Here is a 25,852-nt window from a genome sequence, read left to right as displayed (position 1 = left end):
CCGGCATCGACACTGACCAGTCCATTAAAATTATCCCATTTAGCAAGTCGACAAAAAGAGAGATGTGGTTCCATGGTTGACGCTGTCTATCCCGTTCTAGCCAACTGGTCTGAAGGCGCTCTGATCGATAACGATCGCTATCTGGAGATGTACGCGCGCTCGGTGTCGGACCCGGAGGGGTTCTGGCGCGAGGAAGCGCAGCGGATCGACTGGATCAAGCCGTTCAGCGTGGTCAGGCAGACGAGTTTCAACGAGGCCGATTTCGGCATTTCGTGGTTCACCGACGGCACGCTGAACCTGTCCGCCAACTGCCTCGACCGGCATCTGGCCGAGCGCGGCGATGCGGTGGCGATCCTGTGGGAACCCGATGATCCGAAGAACCCCGAACGCCGCATCACCTACCGCGAGCTGCACGAGCAGGTCTGCCGCTTTGCCAACCTGCTGAAGAGCCGCGGCGTGCAGAAAGGCGAGCGGGTCACGATCTACCTGCCGATGGTGCCCGAGGCGGCGGTTGCGATGCTCGCCTGCGCGCGGATCGGCGCGATCCACTCGATCGTCTTTGCCGGATTCTCCCCCGATGCGCTGGCAGGCCGCATCACCGACTGCGACAGCCGCGTGGTGCTCACCGCCGACGAAGGGCTGCGCGGTGGCAAGAAGGTTCCGCTGAAAGCCAATGTCGATGAGGCGCTGGCGCAGTGCGATGGCGTCGATACCGTGATCGTGCTCGAGCACACCGGTGCGGGCGTGCCGATGCATGATGGCCGCGACGTGGACTGGGCCAGTGCGGTCGCGCAGCAGAGCGCCGAATGCGCGCCCGAGGAGATGAATGCGGAAGATCCGCTGTTCATCCTCTATACCTCGGGTTCGACCGGCAAGCCCAAGGGCGTGCTCCACACCACCGGCGGCTACTCGGTCTGGGCCTCGATGACGCACGAATACGTCTTCGATTACCGCCCGGGCCAGATCTACTGGTGCGCCGCCGACATCGGCTGGGTCACCGGGCACAGCTACGTCGTCTACGGCCCGCTGATGAACGGGGCGACGACGGTGATGTTCGAGGGCGTGCCCAACTTCCCCGATCCCAGCCGGTTCTGGCAGGTGGTCGACAAGTTCGATGTCGAGATCTTCTACGGCGCCCCCACGGCGCTGCGCGCGCTGATGCGCGAGGGCGACGAATGGGTGAAGAAGACCTCCCGCAAGAGCCTGCGCCTGCTCGGTTCGGTGGGCGAGCCGATCAACCCGGAAGCCTGGGAATGGTACCACAAGGTGGTGGGCGAGGGGCGCTGCCCGATCGTCGACACCTGGTGGCAGACCGAGACCGGCGGCGTGATGATAACCCCGCTGCCCGGTGCCACCGCGCTCAAGCCCGGCTCGGCCACGCGCCCGATGTTCGGCGTGCAGCCCAGGTTGCTCGACAACGACGGTGCCGAGATCGTGGGCCCCGGCGATGGCTGCCTTGTCATCACCGATTCCTGGCCCGGTCAGATGCGCACCGTCTGGGGCGATCACGAGCGCTTCTTCCAGACCTATTTCAGCACCTTCAAGGGCACCTACTTCACCGGTGACGGCTGCCGCCGCGACGAGGACGGGTACTACTGGATCACCGGGCGCATCGACGACGTGATCAACGTCTCGGGCCACCGCATGGGCACCGCCGAGATCGAGAGCGCGCTGGTCGCGCACCACAAGGTTGCGGAAGCCGCCGTCGTGGGGATGCCGCACGAGATCAAGGGGCAGGGCATCTACGCCTTCGTCACCTGCAATGCCGAAGTCGAACCCGACGAGGCGCTGCGCAAGGAACTGGTCGCGTGGGTCCGCCACGAGATCGGCCCGATCGCCACCCCCGACGTGATCCAGTTCGCCCCGGGCCTGCCCAAGACCCGCTCGGGCAAGATCATGCGGCGTATCCTCCGCAAGATCGGCGAGAACGACTTCTCCAACCTCGGCGATACCTCAACCCTTGCAGATCCTTCCGTCGTCGATAACCTCATTGCCAACAGGCCGCAGGTGGCGTCAGTCTGATCAGACGGCCAATCGTTTTGCCTCCCGTGCTTCTGCATACTGCCGTTCTCATGGCAGCGTTGCCAACCTGTCAATGGGCACCGAAGTTTCCGCAGATGTGGGCGCCCAAAATTCCCTGTGCTGGCGTTTTGGGACGATCGGTGATCAGCCGTATTCGGGATCGGGTTTTCCTTTCGTCGGTGGTCGGCCACGGCGTTTTGGCGGTGTCGGATTGAAGGCGGCGGCGCCTCGCACGTTTTCGGGCACAAGCGCAGCGTGCTCACGCATACGGTAGCTGGAGCCTTCGATCTGGATGACGACGGCATGGTGCAGCAGTCTGTCGAGTAGCGCGGTGGCGACTACGGCATCTCCGAAGACCTCGCCCCATTCCGCGAAGCCGCGATTGGAGGTGAGGATCATGGCGCCCTTTTCGTAGCGGGCGTTGACCAACTGGAAGAACAGGTTGGCGCCGCCCGGTGTGACAGGCAGGTATCCGATCTCGTCGACGACATGTGCCACCCGGCCTGATCAAGCATGAGCACGGCGTGAGCGCCGGGTGCGACCTGGCTGCTGATTTCAGCGAGATGCATGTCCATGGCCTCGCTGTTGCAACGAGGCATGACCAGCGCGGCGCCTTTGCCTTCTGCGGGACAGATCGCCCCGAAGATCCATGCCGAAGCCCGGCGCAGATCACGGGGCGCGACGGGTCTCGTGCCGCGTTTGGCCCAGCGCCGGGTGATTTGCGTCTTCTGCCCGATCCGGGCCTCATCTTGCCACCACAGCTCTATCGGCGTGCCTTTGGGCAGGCGCTTTCGGATTTGCGCCAGACGGGCGGGGAAGGCTTTTTAAAAGCGGCAATATCTTCAGGGTGCTGCCCCTGATGGCGTGGCCGGGCCGAGAGCTTGCGATAGCCCATGGTCCGAAGTTCATGCCCCAGCGCCTGCTTGCTGATCGAGACTTCGAACTCTTCCCATAGCCATTGGACGAGGTCGATGATCCGCCAGCGAACCACACCATGAATGGCGGGAATGGGACCGGCCTCGATGATATCTGCCAACGCGCGGCGATGACAGTCGTCGAGGATGGTATCCGGCCCCGGCGCTTTGCGTGTTACCCATTCGGGCGTGAGCGGAGGTTCGAGTGTCGGGCAATGGATGGCGTATGTTGGTCGCGAGCTTCCGCAATAGTGGACGGACCGCACCTCGGGACCGAGATCTGATCGCTGTTCGTCTCATAAGGGTCGGTAAACCCCTTGCGCCATGTATCACGAGATGATACGTATCATTTTATGATACAGAGCACCAAAGGCAAGCTGGTTACACAGGTGCTGGCGGGCAAACCGGGCAAGGGCTTCCCGAACGACATCTTCCGGGCTGCGGTGCGGAAGCTGGCCATGCTTGAGGCGGCGGTAAAACTGGACGACTTGCGGTCGCCTCCGGGCAACAGGCTGGAAGCCCTATCCGATGATCGTGAGGGCCAGCATTCGATCCGGATCAACGACCAATGGCGTATCTGTTTCGTCTGGACCGACAATGGCCCGAAAGACGTAGAAATCGTGGACTATCATTGAAGGGAGTCGTCATGACCATGTTGAAAACCCCGGTCCATCCCGGCGAAATCCTCAAGCATGAGTTCCTTGAGGAGATGGGCATTTCTGCTGGCAAGCTGGCAAAGCACATCCATGTCCCTCGCACCCGCATCGAGCGGCTGTGCGAGGAGAGGACTTCTGTCACGCCGGACACGGCCAAGCGTCTATCCAAGGCACTTGGTACGACGCCGGAGTTCTGGCTCAACCTTCAGACGCATTATGATTTGCTGGTGGATCAAGCCGCCGACATCGAAGAAATCAAGCCGCTGCTGGCGGCTTGATTCTCCACGTGCGATCACAACGCTAACCTTTTTATGCGCTTCAGCCACCTGAAAGCTGGCAGGTCGATTCCGGCGAGGTTTTGGGTGCGTAGATTGGATAGCTATCCTTGCGGATCTGAAGATCGATAATTGCCTGCCGATCGGCAACAAGGGATCGCCCCCGGCATCCGACTTCGAGGTATTGGGATGTCTGCTATCCCATTTTCATGTCTGTGAAGCCTTCGCACGGGGTCGTCTTGCAAAAGACGGCATTCGAACGAACACAAATTCTCGACAAGACACTCCGTCCGGCGCAAAATACCTGCAACTCAACGAATAGTCCTAAATTAGCCCACAACGGCCAGAGATAGCTCAAAATCTCGGGCTGATTTTGTTGGCAACTAGCCAATTTTCAAATATAATTTACAATTATGTCAAATTTTTACTTCATAAATTCGAATCCTGCCGCCCCAGCCAATTTCATATTTAATAACAACTTTTTAACACAACTTCTTCAGCCAAAGATTGCATTCTAAGGTTGTGGATCCAAGCCTATGATTATCATGGAAATCATGGGATCCTGGGTAAACGGTCTCGAAAACCGTTACCCTAAGCCCATAGCCGATCACGCGAGCAAACCCGATTCACCTCGTTTCTATTAAATCAATCGCTTAGACAAATAGCGCGAACATTAGCCCCTCCTCTGAAGCGTCACTTGGACAGGGCTAGACATCTGTTGTGTCAGGATTTTCGCAGCACATGCTGAAACGAGAAGTCATTTGCCCACGTGTAGGAGTTCCTGCCGGGCAAGATAATGCCTGACCAACATATTCGTCAGAATCCGTCTCTGGAAATGCGCGCCCGGTGTGATGGCAATTTTCGCTTGGGAGAGAACTATCTCGGATTTTTATCCGATTTCAGACAGCCCGCTGAAAGTCCTGAATTCGCAGTTCGCACATCCCGGCCATTTCGAACCGATATATTGTGCGCAGCGCGGAATCGGAATGATAGAACCATCGCCCGCAGGACGAGAGAGCCGGACCATCAGGCACCATGTAGCCGCTGCCCATCAGCTCGGACGTGCCGTCCGGAGCGAGACGATAGAGTGCCCCTCGGGCTTCTTCTTTCTGAGTATCTAGGCAGCAGGCGCCGACAAAGCAGTCGTACCGCGGCCCAACACCCGCCCCGTCAGTTCATGCGGGCTGATCCGGCAACGGAGTACCACCGTCCCACTCCGGCAGCCGTGTTGCGCTGGCTGCGGCGGTAAGCAGGGGAGGATGAAGCCTTGCCAGGCTACAGGCTGCAAGGCGTAGTGCTGGTGAATTCAATGCGTTCTGAAGCAGCATCGCACGGCGAATTTGCCGGTGCGTTTGCGCGGCGAGGCGGCGATGGTAGGCCTGCATGTCCTCGCCTGCGAGGATGCATTGCGCGGCCAGGAAAGCGCTGCGCAGGGCAATGGCCATGCCATCACCTGTAAGCGATGCCGTCATTGCCCAGCGGTCGCCCAGGCGCAGCGCCGGTCCTTCGAAGGAATTTTGGGACGGCAGGCCATAGATCAGGTTGGCGATTGTTGCCGGGCGTTCGAACAGCGGCTCTGCGTCGGCCAGCATTTGCCGCAGGTGCGGGCTTTCATCGAGCCAGCCGCGCAATGATTGCCAGTCGCCGCCGAGATCCAAGAACGCCTGGCGGCGCAGCACGAGGCATAGGTTCGCGCGGCCCGCCTCGACCATCTGTAGCCCCGCATATCCGCCATCGAACAGGGCCAGCACAATTGTTCCGGCCAACCGTTGTGCGGCTGGGGGAGCAAGGCAGTAGTGCATCTTGAAGCCGATGAAGCCATTTGCCGCGCGGCCGACAGCGGCCGCCCCCTGTTCCCGAACCGGCAATTTGCCAGTTGCAAGGAGAACATGGCGGCCTTCGCGCTCTCCTCTGCTGGTGCGGGCGGTGTTGCCATTCAGTTCCAGCACGCGCACGCCCTGTTCGACTTTGACACCATTTGCCCGGGCATGGCCGAGCAACGCCTCGTCCAGTGCATATCGGCTCAGTCCGAGCGCCGTGAACGGAAGCGGTGCCTCGACCTCCATCCGGCCGCGGACGAGCCGGATCCGCTCGATCGGTACGGCGCCGAGATCCGGCGGGTCCAAGCCAAGTTGGCGCAGATGCTTCACCGTTTCGATCGACAGGAACTCCCCGCAAACCTTGTGATGCGGCCCTGCTTCGCGTTCGACCAGATGCGCATCGGTCCCGGCGCGGGCAATCAGGCAAGCTGCCGCGCTGCCAGCAATGCCGCCGCCGAGAATGAGCGCTCCGGCCACCTCAGTCCTCGATCGCGAAGCGGAAGCTTTCCGCCGCCATGCCGGGGCCGAATGCCAGCGCCAGACCCGCACCGCGCATGCCGTCCGCCAGCATCCTTGCGAGAATGAACATCAACGTGGCGGAGGACATGTTGCCCTTGTCGTAAAGTATCGACCGTGACGGCGCGAGCGCTTCGACGGGAAGATCGTAACCCTGTTCCACCGCATCCAGCACAGTGCGCCCGCCGGCATGGACCGCCCACAATGCGAAATCGTCGGGCGCCTGGCCGCGCAGCAGGCCGAGATCGTCGTTGCGCCGCGCATCAGCCGCAAGCGCCGCGGCAATGCGCGCGGGAACCTCGCCGCCAAGGTGCATGTCGAAGCCTTGGTCGCCGATGGTCCAGGTAATGGCATCTTCCGTCCCCGGAATCATCGCGGCCCGGAAATCCTGCAACGCGATGCCGCCCGGTTCGGCGCTGACGAGTGCGGCGGCGGCACCGTCGCCGAACAGCAGCATGGCAAGCAGACTGGCCAAATCCTGGCTGCGCTGGAAATGGATGCTGCAAAGTTCGAGTGTCACGACAAGCACCCGCGCGCCAGGCTCCGACCTGACAATATGATGTGCGAGCCGCAAGGAATTGACTGCGGCATAGCACCCCATGAACCCGACGACCGTCCGTTCAACGCCAGGGTCCAGACCGGCGCCTGCGACGATCGCCTGGTCCAGCCCCGGTGCCATGAAGCCGGTGCACGAGGCGACGACGAGATGCGTAATGCCCGCCTTGTCGATGTCCTTATCGAGCGCGGCGATGGCATCCAGTGCCAGGCGCGGCGCATCACGCTCGTAGCGCTGCATGCGCGCCGCGGTCGAGGGCCAGGACCCCGTGCCGTAAAAGCTGTCGGTGTCGGTCACCGTCCCGTCGCCCAACGTTACCGGCTCGAGAAAGGAATAGCGCTGCGCTATTCCAGAACGGGCCGCCATGCGCGCGAACAGGTTCCGTGTCTTCTCGTCCGGCAGTTCGGAGGTGACGAAGCGAACAAAGGCGTCGTGAACCTCGAACGGAGGATTGGCGGTTCCAATGCGGTTGATGCGAGCAATCGTGGAAGTCATGCGCGCCGCCCCACCAAAACGGTATTGAGCCCGCCGAAAGCGAAACTGTTGGATATGAGCACATCGGGCTCGAAAGCTTCCGGCTCCAGGACCAGCGGCAAGTCGCAGTCGGGGTCAGGGCCAAGATAGTTGAGTAACGGCGGCGCTGCATTGTCGGTAAGTGCCTTCAGGCCAAGCACAAATTCGATCGCGCCGGTTGCACCGATCATGTGACCGTGGGCGGACTTGGTCGCAACCACACGGTGGCGGCCAAGGGCTGTCCCGTAGACCCGATGCAAGGCAGCAGATTCTGCCGGATCGTTGAGTGCGGTGCCGGTGCCGTGCGCCGATATGAGCGCGGGAGTATCAAAGGCAACGCGGGCATCGTGATGCGCGGCGCGGATGGCGGCGGCAATCCCTTCGACATCGGGCGCAGTCATGTGAACAGCATCGCTCGACGTGCCGTAGCCGGCCAGTTCGCCATGGACACGTGCGCCGCGAGCGATGGCATGGCTTTCGCTCTCCAGAACCAGCACGGCAGCGCCTTCGCCCAGCACCATTCCACAACGATCGCGCGAGAAGGGACGGCAAGTGTCCGAGGCCAGCACGCCAAGCGACTGCCAGCCGGTGAAGGAGCCGCGGGTAAGACAGGCCTCGGCGCCGCCTGCGAGCACGACATCGGCGCGCCCGGCACGGATCATGTGCATCGCCTCGCCCAGCGCGTGGGCGGAGGAAGCACAAGCGCTGGAGAGCGTAAATACCGTACCGTGAATTCCCAGAAGCATGGACAAATGCGCAGCAGGCGCGGCAATCATCGAACTGGGGATCGTTTGGGGATGAACCTTGCGCTGGTCCCTAGCGAAAAGCCGCTCATAGGCGGTTTCGATGACGGCGTTGCCTCCGCTGCCACATCCGATCACGATTGCAGTTCGGTCTGCCAGCGACGGATGTCGATCCAGTCCCGCGTCTGCCACTGCCTCCAGCCCGGCCTCGAGCGTGAAGGCGGACAACCGGTCGAGCCGGCCCAGCCGTCGCAATCGCTCCGGTTCCACGGTACTGAGATGCGGTGCTGCTGTCGGTTCCCCTTCGACGCGTGCCGCTACGCCGGAGCCTGCCGTCATCGGGAAATCGCGAATGGCACTGCGCCCTTCACGGGCAGCCTGCCAATTCGAATCCACTCCATAGCCAAGCCCGCTTACGCAGCCCAGGCCCGTTACCAGCACGCGATCCGTCATTGCGGCACGGCTACGCCGATGCGTTCGAAAACCTGGCGCAAAGTCATCTCACGCGTGAGTTCCTCGGACTGGATTTCGATCCCGTACCTGTCCTCGAGCTCAAAGAGCATGCTGACCATGTCTATCGAGGAGATGTCGAGCGTGGCGAGCGTTGCTTCAGGGTGAAGCCGTTCGGGCGGAAGCCTTGTTTCCTGGGCAACCAGGGCCAGGATGTCGTCGTAAGTCATCCGCTTTTCTCCTCCAGCCGGGTCCAGTGCTTGGTGCGGCACAGGAACAGGACGCATCCGGTAACATCCAGCCTGCCGTCCTCCGCGAGGCTGATAGAGGCGCGGTAGCTGCGTCCGGCTTTCGGATCATAGACACGACCATCGCCCCAACCATCATCGTCGCGAACGAGGCCGGTGAGGATGGAAATGCCGACCAATGGGCGTTGGCGCTTGTCGGGATCGGGATTGTTTATGTCGCGATCGGGGGCCTTCGGGTCCCGAACGGACACAAGCTTTCCGCAAAGCGTCCTGCCGCAGGACTCGATCTTCACCACGCCGGCGCCATCATCGGTGAGCCAGCGGCCCAGCACTCCCGATTGCGCCCTCGCCGTTTGCGAGACGCCCATGCAGGCCAAAGCGCAGGCCGCTGCCATGCTTATGCGTTTCATTGCGACGCTCCCACGCGAGAAATATCTACCAGACTGCGCGCATTGCGGGGAGGCGGCAAGTCCTGCGAACGATTGACGTAAATCCTTCATCAGAAACCCGAATGATAGGACATTGATCCCGGTCCGGACGAAGAGCCCCCCGCCAAGGGATGCCGGCGGCCGTATCTGATCGCCAGCATTTGGTACACCTATCCGACGGCTAACACGATTTCGCGGCGAAGGAATTTTTTGCTAGGGCACGGGTCATGGAAACGGGCCGGGCGAAACTCAATGGCGGGAAAGGCCTCGATATTCATCTGATCTCCCGACCTGCAGGAGCATACAAGGCGCTCTGCGCCCATTTTATGCCAGCGCACAGCATGACCGGCGAGGTTGAAGTTCAGTGAACAGCCTTTCGGTTCGGTCCCACCGCGAAGAGCAGATGGATGCGCCCGATCTGGATTTGCGCACCTACGGCACAGTGTTACGCCATCTTGCGCGCGTCAACCGCTGGACCTTTACCGCTCATTCGACAATCGCCTTTCTGTCGCATGCGATCGGCGATGCGCAGACCTTCAGCCTGTTGGACGTAGGGTATGGCTATGGCGACCAGCTTCGCACGGTGGGGCGATGGGCTCAGCGGCGCGGACTGGAAGCGACGCTCGTCGGCATCGATCTCAATCCCGCAAGCGAGGAGTTGGCCCGCGCAGCCACGCCGGCGGGTTTGGGCGTGGATTACCGCACGGGAGACTATGCCGACCAGCCCGACCGCTTCGATTTCATCGTCAGCAGTCAGGTCGCCCATCACATGAGCGACGATCAGCTGACCCGCTTCGTTCGTTACATGGAGGCGACGGCACGCCGGGGTTGGCTGATCTGCGACCTGCATCGCCACGCTTTTGCGTACTACGGCTATCCGTTGCTGGCGCGTATCATGGGTGTGCATCGCATCGTGCGCGAGGATGGGCAGCTCTCGATTGCCCGGTCGCTGCGCCCGGACGAATGGCCTGCTGTATTGGCAAGGTCCGGAGTGGGGCCGGAGACGGTGCGCGTAAGTCGTCGCGCGCCCTTTCGCATAGCCGTTGAACGAATTGTCGAAGCTAGGTAATTTGCCCCGGCGCTTGCACGACGGGCCGCCAACTGCATGAAGTGCCTAATCTTCATCTACCTTCATGTTCGACCGCAACTGCCAGCCGCAATGGCCAGCAAAGCCATCGTCTGTCTGATGGCGCCGACAGAGCCGACGTTCAGTCGTTCAAATCGGCTTTTCCAAACCTTCCGTTCGTTCATCAAGCTCCCAGGGCACCGACCGACCAGATCTGGGAGCACAGCCGTCAATGCAATCATGATTGGCGAACGGCCGCTTTTGGCGGTTACCGACATTCGCCGAGCATCGAGATCGACTAGACATCGATCGCGTAGCCGAGCGCGGACCGGCGGCTTAAGAGACTTGTGGCTATGAAAGCGAACACTGCTGAGCGGTTCTCGGGCCGCGCTGCGCGTCAGCTAACGACGATCGTGCCCTTCATCCCAAGCAGTGCATGTCCGGTGTGAGTACAGATCAGGCTGAAAGTCCCCGCAGACGGCACCAGGTGGATCGTTGCCGTCTGGCCGCCGCCAAGTTCGACTTGCCCGTCGCGCACGCTGGCCACGTCCTCGGGCGCCACTCGCGAGGCCGCAAAGAACTCGGGAGCCGTAAAGTCGTGCCCGCCCGAAGCAGTGTTCACTATGTGCAGCGCGTAGGCTTTGTCGGCGTCCAGACGAATGGTTGACGGAGTGAAATCAAAGTTGCTGAGTTCGACTTCGACGACCTGAGCGTCGGCCAAGCTGGTCGAAGCTACCGTTGGATCAATGGGGTGGGTTGTCGCGCAAGCAGCAAGCAAGAATGTGAGCGGAAAAGTGAACACGGGGCGCATCGTTCGTTTCCTCGGAAGCTGCTACCTCGAATACTCCTTTGATGCGCAATGCACAAACCGCGCAGGCAAGCAGATCTTGCTCCCCGCGGGCCTGAGATGGCTTCTACCGAACGGCGGTGCCCCTGCGGGTCTCGACCGTGAGATGGACGAGTTCCTCGTGCATGCTGACGCGACTTCGATATTCGGCTGCCGGCCTCGGGTCGGTGGCTACGAGCGACACAATAGCCGAATATTTTCCCGGCCCCACCTGCCAAACGTGGAGATCGGCAATCGCGGTGTCCGCGTCTTCCATCGCATCCCGGATTTCCGCTTCGAGCGAAGGATTTCCGGCTGCGTCCACCAGCACTGCAGCCGTGTCGCGCAGTAGGCCCCACGACCATCGGCCAATCACGACTGCGCCAACAATCCCCATCAGCGCGTCCATCCAGCTCCATCCGAGGTAGAGACCGGCGCCGAGAGCGACAATCGCCAGAACGGAGGTCAGCGCGTCCGCCAGCACGTGAAAGTAAGCCGAACGCAGGTTGTTGTCGTGGTGCCCGTGACCAAGCGCGTGTTCGGTACGATGCCCATGGCCATTGTCGTGCGAGTGGCCGTGATGGTGGCCGTGCGAGTGTCCGTGCCCATGATCGTGTCCATGACCGAGCAGCCAAGCACTCGCCAGGTTCACGATCAGCCCGAGTACGGCGATCACGATAGCCTCGCCATAGGCAATGCTGCCCGGGTTGAAGATGCGCTCGATCGATTCCGCCGCGATCGCGATAGCGAAGAGCGCCAGCACCAGCGCGCTCGCAAAACCAGCGAGGTCGCCTACCTTTCCTGTCCCGAACGTAAAACGGGAATTCGCCGCATGACGGCGCGCGTAGGCGTAGGCCCAAGCTGCCACGCCGAGCGCTCCGGCGTGAGTCGCCATATGAAAACCGTCGGCCAGGAGGGCCATCGAACCTGTGATCCAGCCTGCCACGATCTCGACCACCATCATCACGGCAGTAAGCGCCACTACGTAGCGAGTTCGACGCTCATGCCTGTCGTGCGAATGGCCGAGGAAGTTATGGTCGTGTTTGAAATCCTCTAGTTCGAAGCGGGTCGCCATGTCGGCCTCCTTAGATCAGGTGAGCGGTTTCGATCAGCATCCAGGCACCGATCAGGATGAAGAGAAAAGCAGCGGCGACCCGAACCAGGCTGAGTCGCACTCGTTTGATCAGCTCGTTGCCGAGCAGGACTGCCGGCACGTTGGCGAGCATCATGCCAAGGGTCGTGCCGGCGGTGACCGCCAAGGCATCGTGAAAGCGGGCCCCCAATGCAATCGTAGCGATCTGCGTCTTGTCGCCCATCTCGACCAGGAAGAAGGCAACAAGCGTCGTCAGGAACGCGCCATGTCGTGGCGGCTTCGACTCTTCCTCTTCGAGCTTATCAGGAACGAGCGTCCAGAAACCCATCGCGATGAAGGACGCTGCTACCAGATAGCGGAACCACTCGCCGTTCAGCCAAGACGCGGCTTCCGCACCTAGCAGCGCGGCGAGGAAGTGATTGGCCAGTGTCGCGACGAGGATGCCCAGAATGATCGCCACCGGCTTGCGGAAACGGGTCGCGAGAACGATCGCGAGCAATTGAGTCTTGTCGCCGATTTCAGCGAGTGCAACGACCGCAGTCGAGGTGAGGAGGGGTTCCATCGGGACTCCTGTGCCGGGCAGACGAACAACCAAAGACGCTGTGCCTTCCCGCCCGGCAGACCGAAAGCACGGCGTCAGTGGTCTCGCCTCGACAGATCGCTCTGTCCTCCCCGCACCATGACCTCTCGGCCAAGTATGTTGATGCGGGGCTCCGCGCGAACGCGGCGGCTACTCCCCAGATGACGGTTCGGCTGGTTAGGGACAGGCGCTCACAAATGCAACCCCGCTGGGCAGCATCGCCCCAGTTGCTCATCACCGGCAGAGCACTTAACGGAAACTGCTGGAGGTAGAACGCCGCCCTCGGAACGGCCCGAATGGGCATGAGGCGGATTGTCCGCTCGGTGTGATCCGAACGGCTGCTGCTTGTCCATCTGCCAGTCTCCTGAGACCGGGATATCAAGCGACCGCCAGCAACGTCTCATCTTCGGCACTTGGCCCGTGCCGGAGCCATCTGCCATTGATAGGTGTCCAAAGATTCACCGCGCGGCGAATATGTGAGACTGAATTTTCTGTTTCCACGCTCCAGATGGAGAGTCAGCGTCGAGTGCTGATCACGTTGCAAGCCATCTTGCGGAAATCGGTTGAGGATCCGGTCGCCATTGCGCAGGCCTGCCTTTGCCGCTGCCGATCCCGGCTTGAGCCCCTCGATCACGGGATCACGACTGACCAACACGAGTGGATCGAAACCAAGATCAAAACGCTTCAACGGCTTGGTCGTTCGCTGGAAACAGGGCCCAAACGCATCAGATGGCGGGACTACGGTCCTGCCGGCCAGCATGGCATTGAAATCCGCCAGGCCCTCCGTTCCGAGTTCCGCTTTGAGCAGTCTCTTCCACAACGCGAGGTTCATCGGTTTGCCGGCTCGACGCTCGGCCAGCATGCGGCGCACGACATCGTCCAGCGAGCGGCGGCCTTCCGATGCCTTGCGGATGTCAGCATCGACTTTTGCGAAATAGAGCGAGCCGCGGTCGTAGGGCAGCACGCGGATGCGGGTGTCCTTCCAGAACCCCTTCGCGATCCGGTCGTTGGGCGTCGAGATCAGGGCGTTGGTGTAGTAGCGCGCGGCCGTGGCATTGAGATCATCGAGGAAGGCCTGGCGCGATATGAGCCCGGCACGGTACGGCAAGAGGCGTTGATAGTGGACGGCGAGGCCTTCGCCAAACCACGAAAGCGCAAGCCCCCCCGGTGCGTCCATGGAATTGCTGAGCGAGTTGATCCAGGCATGCACCATTTCATGCGCCAGCAGCCCCTCCAGGTCCCCGATCGGCGTTTGCTGGCCGAAAGTGAAGGCGAAGCTGTCGGTAAGACCGATGCCGCTGCCCGGATTGAGGCGATTGGTCCGCGCTAAGACGCCGAAACTCGCGGGGCGCTGGTGGAAGAAGGTGCCGTAGAATTTCTGGAGCCGGGCCGCCCAGTCCATGAGATCGGGACCGTCGAATCCGAAGCTCCCCTGCCAGGCGCCGAAGAAGGCGCCCTTGGCATATGTGCCGATCGGGCCGGTCATGTAATAGGTGCTGGCGATTTCCGCAGGCGTCAGGGCACGGCTGCTGTGCCTGTCGCCGATGCCAAGGCTCGAGATTCCGCGTGCGCCCGGGCCCGCCCGCTCGAGGTCCCAGTGGACCGCAACGTCGCGTTCCACTCTGTCTGCAGGCAGCACGAGGAAGGCATTGCCGGCACCCGACAGGCCGCCCTCGGCAGCACGCAATTCGTATTGCGGTTTGGCCATGTCGGGCTGCTGCGGATCGATCGGCACACGGTAAGCGACGGTCACGGAACCTGCCACCGGACGCAGAGCCCGCCAGCGGCGCTCGATGTTGTCTCCATCGGCCGCCTCGTCATGCGCCTGGACCGGGATGACCCCGCGCCTGTCAGTGAAGACCAGCCCTTGCATCGCGTCGGCAGAGGTCTTCACGGTGTTGGCCGTGACAGCAATCTCGGCAATGGCATCGCCCTGGGGAGGAGCCTCGAACCGGATGGCCACCCCAAGCCGGGTCAGCCTCCCCTGCGCATCGGCGACTGGCGCGAGCGCTATCGACAGATCGGGAGCGTCAGCTTGCGGCTCGGCCGCCAGCGATGTCGAGGCGAGCAAGGCAGCGAACGGGACGAGGCAGGCAAGGCAATGTCGTGTCATGGCCAGCAGGCTATCATCGGGCGTCTGCGCAAGATGTGCAAAGTCCCGCGCGCCGGCATGCCGGGATGCATGAACTATGCAACACCCGGGCGAATCACGAAGTTTGAGAGGGGAGCGGCAGGCGATGTGTGCATTTCAACTCGGACAACGTCGCCGTCGAACGCACGTCCTCCACACCGGGCAGACGCAGCAGGGTCCGGAACGTGAAGTTCTGGTACCAGGCAATGTTGGGCGCGAGTACTTTCAGCATCACGTCCATCTCGCCGAACAGTGTATAGGCCTCGAGAATCTCCGGAGTGTCCTCCACCGCGTGAACGAAGCGTTCACGCTCTGCATCGGAAAGGCGAGACATCTTGAGCTGGGCGAAGATGAACATGCTTTCGCCGAACTTGTCGCGATCGAGAATCGCCACCGTTTCGCGCACATAGCCCTCATCCCTGAGCCGCTGCATGCGGCGCCAGCAAGGGGATTGCGAAAGACCGACCCGCTCGGCGATTTCACCCGACGATTCCGTGGCATCGAGCTGCAGCCGGTCGAGTATCTTGAGGTCGAGCCGATCGAGTTCCGTTGGCAAGATTATGCTCCATGACACCGCTTGTTAGCTTGGACATGCCATGACAGGCTGATGACATGCAATAAAGCCCAGCATCTTTCGCGCGCGTTCGCTAGAATTGACGCGCGGTTAGGCGGCAGCGGAGACTGGCGAAGGCATGGAACGAAGCGAACTGGCGGTATTCGGAGCGCAAGAGGTTCGTGACCTGCTTGACTACCCCTCCTGCATCGAGGTCGTCCGAGAAGCGATGATGGCGCTGTCGCGGGGTGAAACGCGGCAACTGTTGCGCACAATGATCCACATGGGCGAAGGTCGCACATTCGCCCAGATGCCGGGTGCGCTTTCCGATCAGGGCATGTTCGGCGCGAAGATGATCAGCGTCTTCGCGCAAAGTGACAACCCCGGTGTGCGCCGCCATCGCGGCCTGGTCACGATGTTCGAACCGGTCGAGGGCAAACCCGTCTGCGTCGCCGACGCCGAGGAGGTCACGCATATCCGCACTGCCGCCGCCACGGCCGTCGCGACGAAAGCAATGGCTCGTGACGATTCGAGAGTGCTGCTGCTGATGGGAACCGGAGGACAGGTCCATTCGCACCTGGAAGCCCTGCCTTTGGTGGGGACCTTCGAGCGCATCCTGATCTGGGGACGGACACCGGCCAGGGCCCAGAGCGTTGTCGACGTCTGGCGCAATCGGCTGCCCGTCGAAGTTGCGACCGATGCCCAGGCCGCGGCGGTCGAGGCAGACGTCATCTGCACGCTCACCGGGGCGCATTCGCCGGTCCTGCTCGGCGAGTGGGTGCGCCCCGGGACGCACGTCAACGTGGTCGGCTCAAGCGGGCCGGGGCCAGTCGAAATCGACAACGATCTGGTCGCCGCCTCACGCTTCATAGCCGACAGCAGGGCCTCCGCGCTCGATGCCGCGGCCGAATTCCTCGCAGCCAAGGCGGCAGGCCTGATCGCGGACGATCATATCGTTGCCGAGATCGGCGAAGTCCTGCTCGGGCAGGTTCCCGGACGGCAGACCGCCGATGAAATAACCCTCTACAAGTCGCTCGGACACGCGGTGCAGGACCTGGCAGCCGCCGCCCACATCTTTGAAAAGCACCAAAGCAGGATCAAGACCTGATGCTCCACAAACGCCCCCTCGCCCTGCGCTGGTTCGCCTGCTCCGCCCTCGCTCTGTCCGCGGCTTCGCTTCATGCAGAGACGCAGCGCTTTACCGTGATCGACCACGGCGAGAACGTCGGCCACGTCTATGCCGAGGTCGACGGCAACCACGTCTCGATCGACCAGGACGTGAAAAGCAACGGGCGCGGTCCGACGACGCATGAGGACATCGTACTGGACAGCGAGGATCTTCCGACGAGCTGGACCGTGAAAGGCGCATCCTCCTTCGGCAACACGGTGGACGAACACTTCTCCGCGCAAGGCGGCACCCTTTCCTGGCAGGACATGACCGGCACCGGCACTATGGCTGCCGCGGCGCCCACACTCTATGTCGCACAGGAAGGTAGCCCGTTTTCGCTGGGCGTCTATGCCCGGGCACTGCTGGCCGATCCCGACCATACGCTGCCCGCGGCACCGGGCGGAACGCTGTCGCTTGAGCAGCAAGCACCGGTCACGCTCGATGGAACTACCTACCAGGCCTACCTCGTCAAAGGCATCGGCCTGACCCCCAGCGCGATCCTGCTCGACGACGCGGGGAACCTGATCGCGGACTATTCGCCCGGCCGGGTCACCGTGCGGGAGGATCTGGCATCCCATGCAGCCGACCTGAGCCGGATTGCCGCGACCCGCTCGGCAGAGCGCTATGCCGCAATCCAGAAGAAGGTCGCACATACCTACGACGCGCCGATCCGCATTCACGACGTGCGCCTATTCGATCCGGAGAGCAAGACGATCGGCGATCCGGTCTCCATCGTCGTGTTCCGTGAACGCATTGCCTCGGTGGAGCCGGTCGACAGCCCGCCCTCGCCCGACGAGGTAATCGTCGAAGGCGCAGGCCGCGTGGTCATTCCCGGGCTGCACGACATGCATGCCCACATGTCCCTTCAGGCCGGACTGCTATACATCGCCTCGGGCGTGACCACCGTGCGCGACATGGGCAACGACAACGCCTTTCTCCTCGATCTCACGCGGCGCATCGACGCGGGAGACGTGGCTGGCCCCCACATCATCCGGAACGGTTTCCTCGAAGGGCGCAGTCCCTATTCCTCGCGCAACGGCATCATTGTCGACAGCCAGGCCAAGGCGCTCGATGCCGTGCGCTGGTACGGCGCGCGCGGCTATTTCGAGATCAAGATCTACAACAGCTTCAATCCGGAATGGGTCCCCGCCGTCGCGCGCGAGGCGCACCGGCTGGGCATGGACGTGACCGGGCATATCCCCGCCTTCACCGATGCCGACGCGATGATCGCCGCAGGCTACGACGAGGTAACCCACGCCAACCAGCTCATGCTCGGCTGGGTTCTCAAGCCCGGCGAGGACACTCGCACGCCGCTGCGCCTTACCGCCATGCGCCGCACCGCTGGGCTCGACCTGTCCTCTCCGCGGGTGACCACGACGCTCGACACCATGCAGCGCAAGCACATCGCGCTCGGCCCGACGGCGGTTACTCTGGAACTGCTGATGCTGAGCCGCGACGGAAAGATCAGCCCGGCCGTCGCCGGCTATTTCGATCATCTGCCCGTCAGCGAGCAGCGCCGCCGCCAGCAGGGCGTTGCGCCCATCAAGTCGCCCGAGGACGCGGCAGCCTATGAAGGCGCGTTCGAAACGATCAAGGCGCTGCTCCTTAACATGCACCAGCGCGGCATCACCCTGCTGCCCGGCACGGACGACCGAACCGGGCTTTCGCTCCACCGCGAATTGCAGATCTATACCGAGGCGGGCATCTCCCCCGCCGACGTTCTGGCGATGGATACGCTGGGGATGGATCGCTACATGCGCCGCGATCAGTCGTACGGGTCCATTGCCAAGGGCAAGCATGCCGACTTCGTCCTGCTCGACGGCGATCCGCTGAAGGACATGGCCGCGATCCACCGCATGGCGATGGTGATGAAGGACGGGACAGTCTACTTCCCGTCCGAGATATGGCGCGAGGTAGGCGTGAAGCCCTTTGCCGATCCGCCGAAGATCACGGTTCCCAAGCTGGACCCGAGACCGGTGGCACTGATCCACGGTGACGGCATGGAAGCCCACGATGATTTGGCGTTCTGAACAAAAGTGCGAGGGTCGGTCCCGGGATATGAGCCGGGATCGTCAATCCGTCTGCGTGGTATCGGCGTATTTGCGAAAGGCGTACCAGACGGCGCCCACACAGCCCCAGACAAGCAGCAGCACATAGGGCCGCCAGTCCGCCTCCAGACCGACGAAGACCAGCGCTGCGGCACAGAGGGCACCGGCGCCTCCCAGCAGCGCCATGTGGCCTTGGCCCGGGCGGAACGCCGCGCTCTCGTGAAGATCGTCCCGGCCACGCGCAACGCGCATCGCGCACAGGCAGATACTGGCATATTTGGCGAGATTGGGAATGTTCACCGCCAGGAACAGGAACGTCAGTTCCATCGGCAGGAGCAGCCCTGCGCAGCCGATCGCGAAGACCGCGAGCAACGCCATGTGCGGCACGTGCCAGCGTGGATGGATGCGGGCCAGTGCCCTGGGCAGCGCCCCCGCCTCGGCCATGGCGAACAGGCTGCGGCTGAACATCGTGAAGATGGCGTTGAGGCTGGTGCCGATGGCCACGATAGCCGCGAGCACGATCACTGGAACCGCCAGCGGCCCCATGAAGGCTTTGGCCGTATCCAGGATCGGAGCCTTGCTCCCGGCCAGCGTTTCGGGTCCGAGCACGGCGAGCGCCACGAAGGCCACTGCGCTATAGAGGACAGTGGCCGAACCGATGGCCAGCGCAATGCCCAGCGGGATGTTGCGGCGCCCCTCGGCGACTTCGGCCCCCGCCTCTGTCGCGGCTTCGATCCCGAAGAACAGCCCCATAAGCAGCGGCGCAGCGGCAACGACGCCCTGCAACCCGTTCGGCAGGAACGGTTCCAGCCGCGGCGGCTCCGCCGCGGCAAATCCGCCCCACAGAGCGAAGATGGCGAACAGCACCACAAGCGCGCCGATCATCAGCGTCTGCGCGCGCGCGGCAACATGAACACCGAACAGGTTGGCCATCAGGGCGAGCACCAGGATCGCAAACATCGTCGGCTTGACCGGCAAGGGCACCAGCATCGAGACATAGCGCACCAGAACCAGCGCCAGCACCACCATCGCGCCCATGTTGGCGATGATCCGCATCCAGGCGATGAAAAAGCCCAGGGTGGGATGAAGGTAGCGCGAGGGCCAGACGAAGCTCGCACCGGAAACCGGGTCGGCGGACCCGAGATAGGCATAGCTCACCGCGATGAGGTACATCGGCAGCGCCGCGACGGCGACCGACAGCAACATTCCCGGCCCGGCAAGCGCCGTCGCGGGCGACACGGCAGAGAAGATCGAGACGCCGACCGCCGTGCCGAGCCCCATCGATACGACGCCCCATAGGCCGATGCCCTTGCGCAGTGTCTTGGGCGGGGCCTTGCTCACCGGCAACGGTCCGCCTTGATGAAGTTCACGAGGTCGCCCTGGAAGCGCTTGCGGCTGGCATCGTCCGAATAGAACACGTGGCCGCCGATATAGCGTTCGTTGCGGTAGCGTTCGCGGGGCAGGCTCGATTGGGCGAAGAGATAATCCGCCGCACCGATCGTCGTGGTGGTATCGTAGATGCCGGTGCCGACGAAGACGCGCAGGCACGGGTTGCTCTCGGCATGTCGCTCAACCGTGGCCATGAAGGGCCAGTCCGAGAATGGCGAGTCCGCGCTGCCATAGCTCCACCCGCCCTCGAAACGCGCGATGGTCTTGTAGCGCGCAGCATCCGGCACCTCGAGCGTATCGGCCAGATATTCGGTCATGGCAGTGCCGAAGATGTCCGAAATCGACGAGGAGGGATCTCCGCGCATCATCGTCGTCACCTCGGCGGGACGATCGGCGACGTAGCGCGCGTCATACCGCCCCAGTACCTTGCCCTTTGCACGCAGCAGTTCGACCCGGAAGCGTTCCTTCGAGATGCGCAGATCGTTTTCGAGGTAGAATGCCGCCGAAATGCCCGTCAGTTCTTCCAGCCGGGCCGCGATGTGCTGGCGGTCTGCGTCCGGCAGGGCGCGCCCCCGAAACAGCGCGGGCAGGTATTCCGTGCGGGCGAAGCGGGCTGCTTCGGCGGTGATCGTCTCGGCCGTGCAGGGCTTCTTCGCCATGCCGTGGTAGCAGGCGATGGCGGCCAGCGTCGGCAGCGAAACGGCATATGTCACCACATTGTCGGGCCGCTGCGAGGTCTCGATCATGTTGAGCGCCTGCCCCAACAGCACCATGCCGTGCAGGTTGGCGCCCAGCCCCCGTTTGTCGAGTGCGTCGAGCATCCCCACCGCGCGGATCGTGCCGTAGCTTTCGCCCAGAATGTAGAGGGGGGAATCCAGCCGGCGGTGCCGTTCGAGCCATTGCTGAACGAGGTCCGCCGTCGCCTCCGCATCACCCGCGACCGTGCTGTATGGCGCCGCGTCCGGCCCGATGGGGCGCTCCGAAAAGCCCGTGCCGGGCGGATCGATAAAGACCACATCGGCAATGTCGTAGAGCTTTGCGGGCCCCGCGATCGTCCCGGTCGACGCCGGTTTCGGCGCGGCGGGGTCTTGCGGAACGTGGGCCAGCTCCGGGCCAAGCAGGCCCATTTGCAAATAGGCCGCAGAGGCTCCCGGCCCGCCGTTGAAGGCGAAGACCACAGGGCGCGCGCGCCGCGCTGCCTCGGAAACGCCCGCCTCGGGCCAGGTGTAGGAAAGATAGCCGGCGGTTGCGGGCGGGGTGTCCGCGCCGGCCGAGACAGGGACAGTTCCCAGCTCGACGCGGACAGGATGCGAAAGGCCCGGCAATTTGGTCTTGGCATCGGAAAGGACCTGCCCCGGCCCCGGCGTGTTCGCCCGGGCCGAGACAGGTCCATGCAGCGCCGCCAGCAATGCAACCGCCGCAAGCGCCCCCGCGCGTTTCGGCGGTTTCCCGGTGCGACCCGAGGGCTGCGGCGCGAACATCGTGGTCATACCTGTGTCAATCTGTTCGTTTCCCGATAAGTCAGCAGGCTGTCGGTCAAGGCCCGAAGCCCGTGTTCCAGTTGCGACGGCTCCATCGCGAAGCCAAGCCGGACATGGCCTGGCGCGCCAAAGTAGTCACCCGGCGCCACAACTACGCCGCAGCGATCGGAAAGCCAGTTCGAGAAATGCAGGGTATCGCCGACCCCGACAAGGCGGGGGAAGGCAATGCAGCCGTATTCCGGAAGATCGCCCTCGACCAGACCTTGGGCCAACCACTGCTCGTGGTATGACTCGATGATCGGCCGCGCCCGCGCAAGCACCGAAAACGTGTTGTCGCGAAACCGCTGGGGCAACTCCACGACAAGCGCGGCGATGCTGTGGGCCAGAGTGGAGATGGCGAATTCGACTTCGCCGGCAAGATCGCGGATCGGCGCCACGAGAGCTTCGTCGCCCACGATCCAGCCACAGCGCAGCGTGCTGAGGCCGTAGATCTTGGTGAGACTGCTGACCGACAGGAAGTGCGGCGAAAGGTCCCGTGACGCGCCCGGACGCGCCGCGCTGCCGGCATAGGCCCCGTAGACCTCGTCGAACACGAAGATAACCCCGCGTCGTTCCGCGATGGCGCCCAGGGCCTGGAACGTCGCATCGTCGAGCATCATGCCCGAGGGATTGTGCAGGTTGCTCAGGACGACCAGGCGGGTGGCCGGGCCGATCGCCGCTTCGATCGCATCGGGATCGACGGCATAGTCCGGCGCTGATCGCTCGAAGCGATCGACTCCGTTGCCGGCCGCCTGTGCAAGGTTTGCGAAAAGATCGAAGCTGGGATTTTCGATCAGGATCCGGTCGCCCGGCTTCAGCAGCGCGCGATAGATCAGGGACAACGCGCCGGTTGCGCCCGTGGTCGTGAGAACCTGCGCCTCGCTGACCCCGTAGTCACGGGCCAGTGCCGCGACAAGATAGGGATTCCCGTTCACGAACGTGCTTGTGTAGCGCGACGTCACGCCGTCACTGAAGCCTTCAAGGATAACGTCGCGCAGAAGCTGCGTCGGCTCGGGAACCGAACTTTCGAACAGGCTGACCAGAAGGTTGTGCGCGTTCTGGTTACGCATGATCGAACGCCTGACCCATTGGGCATAGGACGTCGCGGTCTGGGTCGGTGGGCGTTCGGCCATCGTCTCGTGTCTGTCGGTTCGGAAAGGATGCTGGCGGCCTGCGGGGACCGGAACGCAATTGGCTCCGGCCCCCACGGGCATCACATCTTGATCTTGGCGCCGACCCAGAAGCGGCGGCCGAGGATGTCGCCATAGGCGATCTGCGGATACGACGGCCCCTCGTCCGTGAAGTTGTCGACGCCGCCGCGCAGCGTGAACCCGCCGACATCGACCTGGGCCGAGATCGAGTGAGTGAGGTTGCTCGACAGTGTCGGGTTCGGGTTGTTCTCTATCGTCGCGTAATAGTTGGCCCGCGTCTTATCGAGATAGTAGGCTTGGTAGCTCACCCGGACATTACCCTTCGTCCAGTCGAGATTGAGACGACCTTCCCACGTCGGTTTGAGATAGGTATTGTCGGTCCGCTCGAACGTCTCCCCGGTAACCGAGGTGGTGAGCAGCGTGTTGTGGGTGGCATTGATCCCGAGATGGAACACCCCCGCGTCACGCGGTGCGAAGGTGTAATCGAGCGCGTAGACCTCGCCGCGGTACTTCAGCACGCCGGCATTGAAAGTGGTGGTAGTCCCGGTGACGATCGTGCCGCCCGGGCTCACCCCGTCCGAAGCTGACAGCCGGGTGAAAGCATTGCAGACTGCCGGATCGGGATCGGTATTGTCATAGCAGGTCGCGGCGAAATCGGTGGTGGTGAAGGCCGAGAGGCCGTCCTTGAGGTCGATCTCGATGCGATCCGCGCTGATCGTCAGGCCGGGAATGAAGGGAGGCTGGATGACAATGCCATAGCTGAAGGTGTCCGAGATTTCGTTACGCAGATCGGGATTGCCTCCGGTGGTGATGGTGGCTCGCTCGTAATTCTCGGACGGATCCTGGAAATTGGCGAGGCGTTCTGCCGCGCTCAGCCCCGCATTGGTTCCATCGGCCTCGACGCCGTAGTTGGGGTTGGCTTGGAATGCCGCAAGGCAGTTGTCGTAGCGGACCGAGGGATTGGGACCGCTGGTGATGCGATCGGCATCGCACGGGTCGATACCCGCCGCCGCCAGCGACGTTGTGGAAGGCGCGAAGAGCATCGCCAGCGTCGGCGCGCGGAAGTTGCGGCTGCGCGAAACGCGCAGGGTCACGCCGTCCACCGGCTGCCAACGCAGCCCCAGATCCCAGACCTGCTCCTTGCCGGCGATCGAATTGTCGACCAGACGCCCCGCCGCGCTCGCTTCGAGCATCCGGATTACCGGCACGTTCATGGTCCGGTCCACCAGGGGCACGAGGAGTTCGCCCGAAAGCTCGTCGGTATTGTACCCGGCGCTCTGCGGCACTTCCATGGTGCCGCCACCGAACAGGCCCGCCTGGTTAGCCTCCAGCGGTGTGTAGGAGACGTGTTCGTCACGGTGCTCATAGGCGACACTGAACTTCATCGTCCCGCCCGGTAGGTGCGCCACGTCGCCGCCGAGCGTGGCCAGGATGTCGACCTGCTCGTTGGTGTAGTCTTGACCGGCACGTACGCTGACGTAATTGCGCGCCGCTTGCGATACGTTGCCATTGCCGAAGGGATTGATCGGCGCGCAATTCGCATCGTCGTTGGCCGGATCGGCGTCGGCATTGATGGCGCAGACGATCTGGCCGCCTGACAGCGCAGAGTTGATCGCGTTGTTGTATTTCGCGTTGTTGACTTCCCAACGACGGGTCCTGCCGTCCACGCGGGCATAACTGCCCGAGACCGTCCAGTAGAAGTCGCGATCGCCCATCGAGAAATCACCATCGACGGCAAGCAACCCGCGATAGCTATCGGTCTTGTAGGTCTGCGAGTTATCCGGTGTCAGGTCGTAGAAGTACTTCGACATGAACAGCGGCGCGCCGAAGCCGAACCCCGGGTTGGCCGCCGACAGGGCCGCCTTGGCCTGATCCGTCAGATAGGGATTGTTGATCGTGAAGATCACCGGCCCTGCATAGGTGCCGAAGTTCAGGATCGTACGGCTCTGGCCCTGCGGGATCTCGGTCCCTTCGGTACGGGCAAAGAGCATTTCGGTGCGCAGCGTGATCGCGTCGGTCAGATCGTAATGCGCGATCAGGTTGCCGGTAAGGCGCTCCGTCCCGGTGCGCAGGCCGACCAGATCGCGATAAGCGAAGCCGTCGCCACCGCTGGCGAAGGGAATGCCGACGTCGCTGCCGGGATCGAAGGGGACCACGTTGCCGCCGGGATCGAACTGCAGCGGCGTCCCGTTCGCCCGCGTAAGGAACTGGGTGAACGGTGCCGGAATGTTGAAAAGCACGCCGTTCGAATTGAATTCCCAGAAATGGGCGTCGAGCAATTCCTTGACCGAGGGGATGCCGTCGTTGGGACCGGCGTCGGCGGGGTTGCTGACGGTCAGGCGTCCAAGCGCCGAAAGCGGGCGCTGGGAAAATCTGAGGATCGGCGACTTCGCATAGCTGACATCGACCGCGATGTTGCCGCGCCCGTCGGCGAAATTGGTGCCGGCCGTGCCGCGCAGGCTGTAGGTATGGTAGTCGCCGCGCGAGGAAATGCCGTTCTGCCCGTCGAGTTCGATGCCCTCGAAGTTGTCCTTCAGCACATAGTTCACGACCCCGGCGATGGCGTCGGACCCATAGACTGCCGCGCCGCCGCCCTGGACCACTTCGACCCGGTCGAGCAGACCCAGCGGAATGATGTTGGCATCGACTTGCGCATCGCCGAGGCCCGACGACGTGGTCACCATGCGGCGCCCGTTCACCAGCGTGAGCGTCCGGCCTGCCCCAAGCCCGAACAGGTCGGGGAACTGCTGCCCCGAGCCGCTGCCGGCGCCGCTACCGTCAGCCTGCGCCAGCATCGGACTGTTGGATGTCAGTTGGTTGAGAGCCTGCGAGGCGCTGGTATAGCCCCGATCGAGAATGTCCTGGCTGTTTACGACGGCCAGCGGCGAGCTTTCCTCCGCCCGGTCGCGGCGAATGCGCGACCCGGTGACGACGATCTCCGACGCATCATTCGTTTCGCTGCCCGCGGGCGCCACGTCCTGCGCAAGCGCCGGCGCTGCGCCGGCGACGAGTGCCACGGCGGCTGTGGAAACCATGAGCGCGGCAAGCCCCGTCTTGCCGATACGCACCTGCGACTCCCTGTTGATCATCGAACTACCCCTCATGTTCTGAATGCGATGACTGTCTGTCGGAGTTCCAGACTAACCGATGTCGCGAGGCAGGTTCTTGCTTAATGACCCGAAGCGG

At 62.9% G+C, this 25,852-nt stretch carries 20 protein-coding genes, 3 pseudogenes and 1 riboswitch; of the genes and pseudogenes, 6 read left to right on the top strand and 17 right to left on the bottom strand.

Annotated features, from left to right (window positions below):
- Positions 1-72: 72 nt before the first annotated feature.
- Complete coding sequence (gene acs, locus LK12_RS17015) at positions 73-2,022, top strand: acetate--CoA ligase (RefSeq protein WP_039286525.1); 1,950 nt, start codon at positions 73-75, stop codon at positions 2,020-2,022.
- Between the two features lie 144 nt (positions 2,023-2,166).
- Here the strand turns inward: acs and LK12_RS17010 are convergent.
- Positions 2,167-2,511, bottom strand: a pseudogene (locus tag LK12_RS17010) (ATP-binding protein); the annotation flags it as partial.
- A gap of 2 nt (positions 2,512-2,513) precedes the next feature.
- A pseudogene (locus LK12_RS25205) lies at positions 2,514-3,115 on the bottom strand (IS630 family transposase); the annotation flags it as partial.
- Between the two features lie 174 nt (positions 3,116-3,289).
- Between LK12_RS25205 and LK12_RS17000 the strand changes: the two are divergent.
- Positions 3,290-3,571 (top strand): type II toxin-antitoxin system RelE/ParE family toxin, encoded by a 282-nt coding sequence (locus tag LK12_RS17000; RefSeq protein WP_039286523.1) that lies wholly within the window; start codon positions 3,290-3,292, stop codon positions 3,569-3,571.
- Between the two features lie 11 nt (positions 3,572-3,582).
- Positions 3,583-3,870 (top strand): HigA family addiction module antitoxin, encoded by a 288-nt coding sequence (locus LK12_RS16995; protein ID WP_039286522.1) that lies wholly within the window; start codon positions 3,583-3,585, stop codon positions 3,868-3,870.
- Positions 3,871-4,766: 896 nt separating this feature from the next.
- On the opposite strand, the pseudogene LK12_RS24300 reads toward LK12_RS16995, so the two are convergent.
- The 6 genes and pseudogenes from LK12_RS24300 to LK12_RS16970 all read right to left on the bottom strand — a co-directional run.
- Positions 4,767-4,997, bottom strand: a pseudogene (locus tag LK12_RS24300) (SMP-30/gluconolactonase/LRE family protein); the annotation flags it as partial.
- A 45-nt stretch (positions 4,998-5,042) separates the two neighbouring features.
- On the bottom strand, positions 5,043-6,164 hold the full coding sequence (locus LK12_RS16990; RefSeq protein WP_039286521.1) for an NAD(P)/FAD-dependent oxidoreductase: 1,122 nt from the start codon (positions 6,162-6,164) through the stop codon (positions 5,043-5,045).
- 1 nt (position 6,165) lies between these two features.
- Positions 6,166-7,254, bottom strand: coding sequence for a type III polyketide synthase (locus LK12_RS16985; RefSeq protein WP_039286519.1), 1,089 nt, complete (start codon positions 7,252-7,254; stop codon positions 6,166-6,168).
- Positions 7,251-8,468, bottom strand: coding sequence for a beta-ketoacyl-[acyl-carrier-protein] synthase family protein (locus tag LK12_RS16980; protein ID WP_039286518.1), 1,218 nt, complete (start codon positions 8,466-8,468; stop codon positions 7,251-7,253). Before LK12_RS16980 ends, LK12_RS16985 begins: the two co-directional genes overlap by 4 nt.
- On the bottom strand, positions 8,465-8,695 hold the full coding sequence (locus LK12_RS16975) for an acyl carrier protein (protein WP_039286515.1): 231 nt from the start codon (positions 8,693-8,695) through the stop codon (positions 8,465-8,467). Before LK12_RS16975 ends, LK12_RS16980 begins: the two co-directional genes overlap by 4 nt.
- A complete protein-coding gene (locus LK12_RS16970) occupies positions 8,692-9,123 on the bottom strand; it encodes a DUF2147 domain-containing protein (RefSeq protein ID WP_039286514.1) in 432 nt (143 codons plus the stop codon). The genes LK12_RS16975 and LK12_RS16970 overlap by 4 nt, the downstream gene beginning before the upstream one ends.
- 421 nt (positions 9,124-9,544) lie before the next feature.
- Between LK12_RS16970 and LK12_RS16965 the strand changes: the two genes are divergently transcribed.
- Positions 9,545-10,210 carry a methyltransferase domain-containing protein gene (locus LK12_RS16965; protein WP_156135549.1) on the top strand — a complete coding sequence of 222 codons (666 nt, stop codon included), beginning with the start codon at positions 9,545-9,547 and terminating at the stop codon, positions 10,208-10,210.
- Positions 10,211-10,604: 394 nt separating this feature from the next.
- Here the strand turns inward: LK12_RS16965 and LK12_RS16960 are convergent, their stop codons facing one another.
- The 5 genes from LK12_RS16960 to LK12_RS16940 form a co-directional block, all read right to left on the bottom strand.
- A complete protein-coding gene (locus LK12_RS16960; RefSeq protein WP_052223525.1) occupies positions 10,605-11,018 on the bottom strand; it encodes a cupredoxin domain-containing protein in 414 nt (137 codons plus the stop codon).
- 103 nt (positions 11,019-11,121) lie between these two features.
- Positions 11,122-12,108 carry a CDF family Co(II)/Ni(II) efflux transporter DmeF gene (gene dmeF / locus LK12_RS16955; protein WP_039286510.1) on the bottom strand — a complete coding sequence of 329 codons (987 nt, stop codon included), beginning with the start codon at positions 12,106-12,108 and terminating at the stop codon, positions 11,122-11,124.
- 10 nt (positions 12,109-12,118) lie between these two features.
- Positions 12,119-12,688, bottom strand: a complete 570-nt coding sequence (locus LK12_RS16950) for a TMEM165/GDT1 family protein (RefSeq protein ID WP_039286508.1) — start codon at positions 12,686-12,688, stop codon at positions 12,119-12,121.
- 1 nt (position 12,689) lies between these two features.
- Positions 12,690-12,878, bottom strand: a riboswitch (yybP-ykoY riboswitch).
- 228 nt (positions 12,879-13,106) lie between these two features.
- Positions 13,107-14,819: a M61 family metallopeptidase gene (locus LK12_RS16945; protein ID WP_082010588.1), complete on the bottom strand. Its 1,713-nt coding sequence runs from the start codon at positions 14,817-14,819 to the stop codon at positions 13,107-13,109.
- A 94-nt stretch (positions 14,820-14,913) separates the two neighbouring features.
- Entirely contained in the window at positions 14,914-15,393 is a 480-nt protein-coding gene (locus tag LK12_RS16940) for an Lrp/AsnC family transcriptional regulator (RefSeq protein ID WP_039286506.1), read from the bottom strand.
- A 136-nt stretch (positions 15,394-15,529) separates the two neighbouring features.
- Between LK12_RS16940 and LK12_RS16935 the strand changes: the two genes are divergently transcribed.
- Together LK12_RS16935 and LK12_RS16930 are read left to right on the top strand one after the other, a co-directional pair.
- Positions 15,530-16,498 (top strand): ornithine cyclodeaminase family protein, encoded by a 969-nt coding sequence (locus LK12_RS16935; protein WP_039286504.1) that lies wholly within the window; start codon positions 15,530-15,532, stop codon positions 16,496-16,498.
- The gene (locus LK12_RS16930) at positions 16,498-18,588 is read left to right on the top strand and encodes an amidohydrolase family protein (RefSeq protein ID WP_039286502.1); all 2,091 of its coding nucleotides are present in this window, start codon (positions 16,498-16,500) and stop codon (positions 18,586-18,588) included. Before LK12_RS16935 ends, LK12_RS16930 begins: the two co-directional genes overlap by 1 nt.
- Before the next feature lie 42 nt (positions 18,589-18,630).
- Here LK12_RS16930 and LK12_RS16925 read toward each other — a convergent pair whose 3' ends face one another.
- The 4 genes from LK12_RS16925 to LK12_RS16910 form a co-directional block, all read right to left on the bottom strand.
- On the bottom strand, positions 18,631-19,947 hold the full coding sequence (locus LK12_RS16925) for an APC family permease (protein ID WP_039286500.1): 1,317 nt from the start codon (positions 19,945-19,947) through the stop codon (positions 18,631-18,633).
- On the bottom strand, positions 19,944-21,485 hold the full coding sequence (locus LK12_RS16920; RefSeq protein ID WP_231568394.1) for a S10 family serine carboxypeptidase-like protein: 1,542 nt from the start codon (positions 21,483-21,485) through the stop codon (positions 19,944-19,946). Before LK12_RS16920 ends, LK12_RS16925 begins: the two co-directional genes overlap by 4 nt.
- On the bottom strand, positions 21,482-22,648 hold the full coding sequence (locus tag LK12_RS16915; protein ID WP_039286943.1) for a pyridoxal phosphate-dependent aminotransferase: 1,167 nt from the start codon (positions 22,646-22,648) through the stop codon (positions 21,482-21,484). Before LK12_RS16915 ends, LK12_RS16920 begins: the two co-directional genes overlap by 4 nt.
- 80 nt (positions 22,649-22,728) lie before the next feature.
- Entirely contained in the window at positions 22,729-25,755 is a 3,027-nt protein-coding gene (locus LK12_RS16910) for a TonB-dependent receptor domain-containing protein (RefSeq protein ID WP_039286498.1), read from the bottom strand.
- Positions 25,756-25,852: the final 97 nt, after the last annotated feature.

The sequence above is a fragment of the Novosphingobium malaysiense genome (genome assembly GCF_000802225.1).
Classification (GTDB): domain Bacteria; phylum Pseudomonadota; class Alphaproteobacteria; order Sphingomonadales; family Sphingomonadaceae; genus Novosphingobium; species Novosphingobium malaysiense.
The sequence above is the reverse complement of the archived record's forward strand: the minus strand, read 5'-3'. Positions and strand labels throughout refer to the sequence as shown.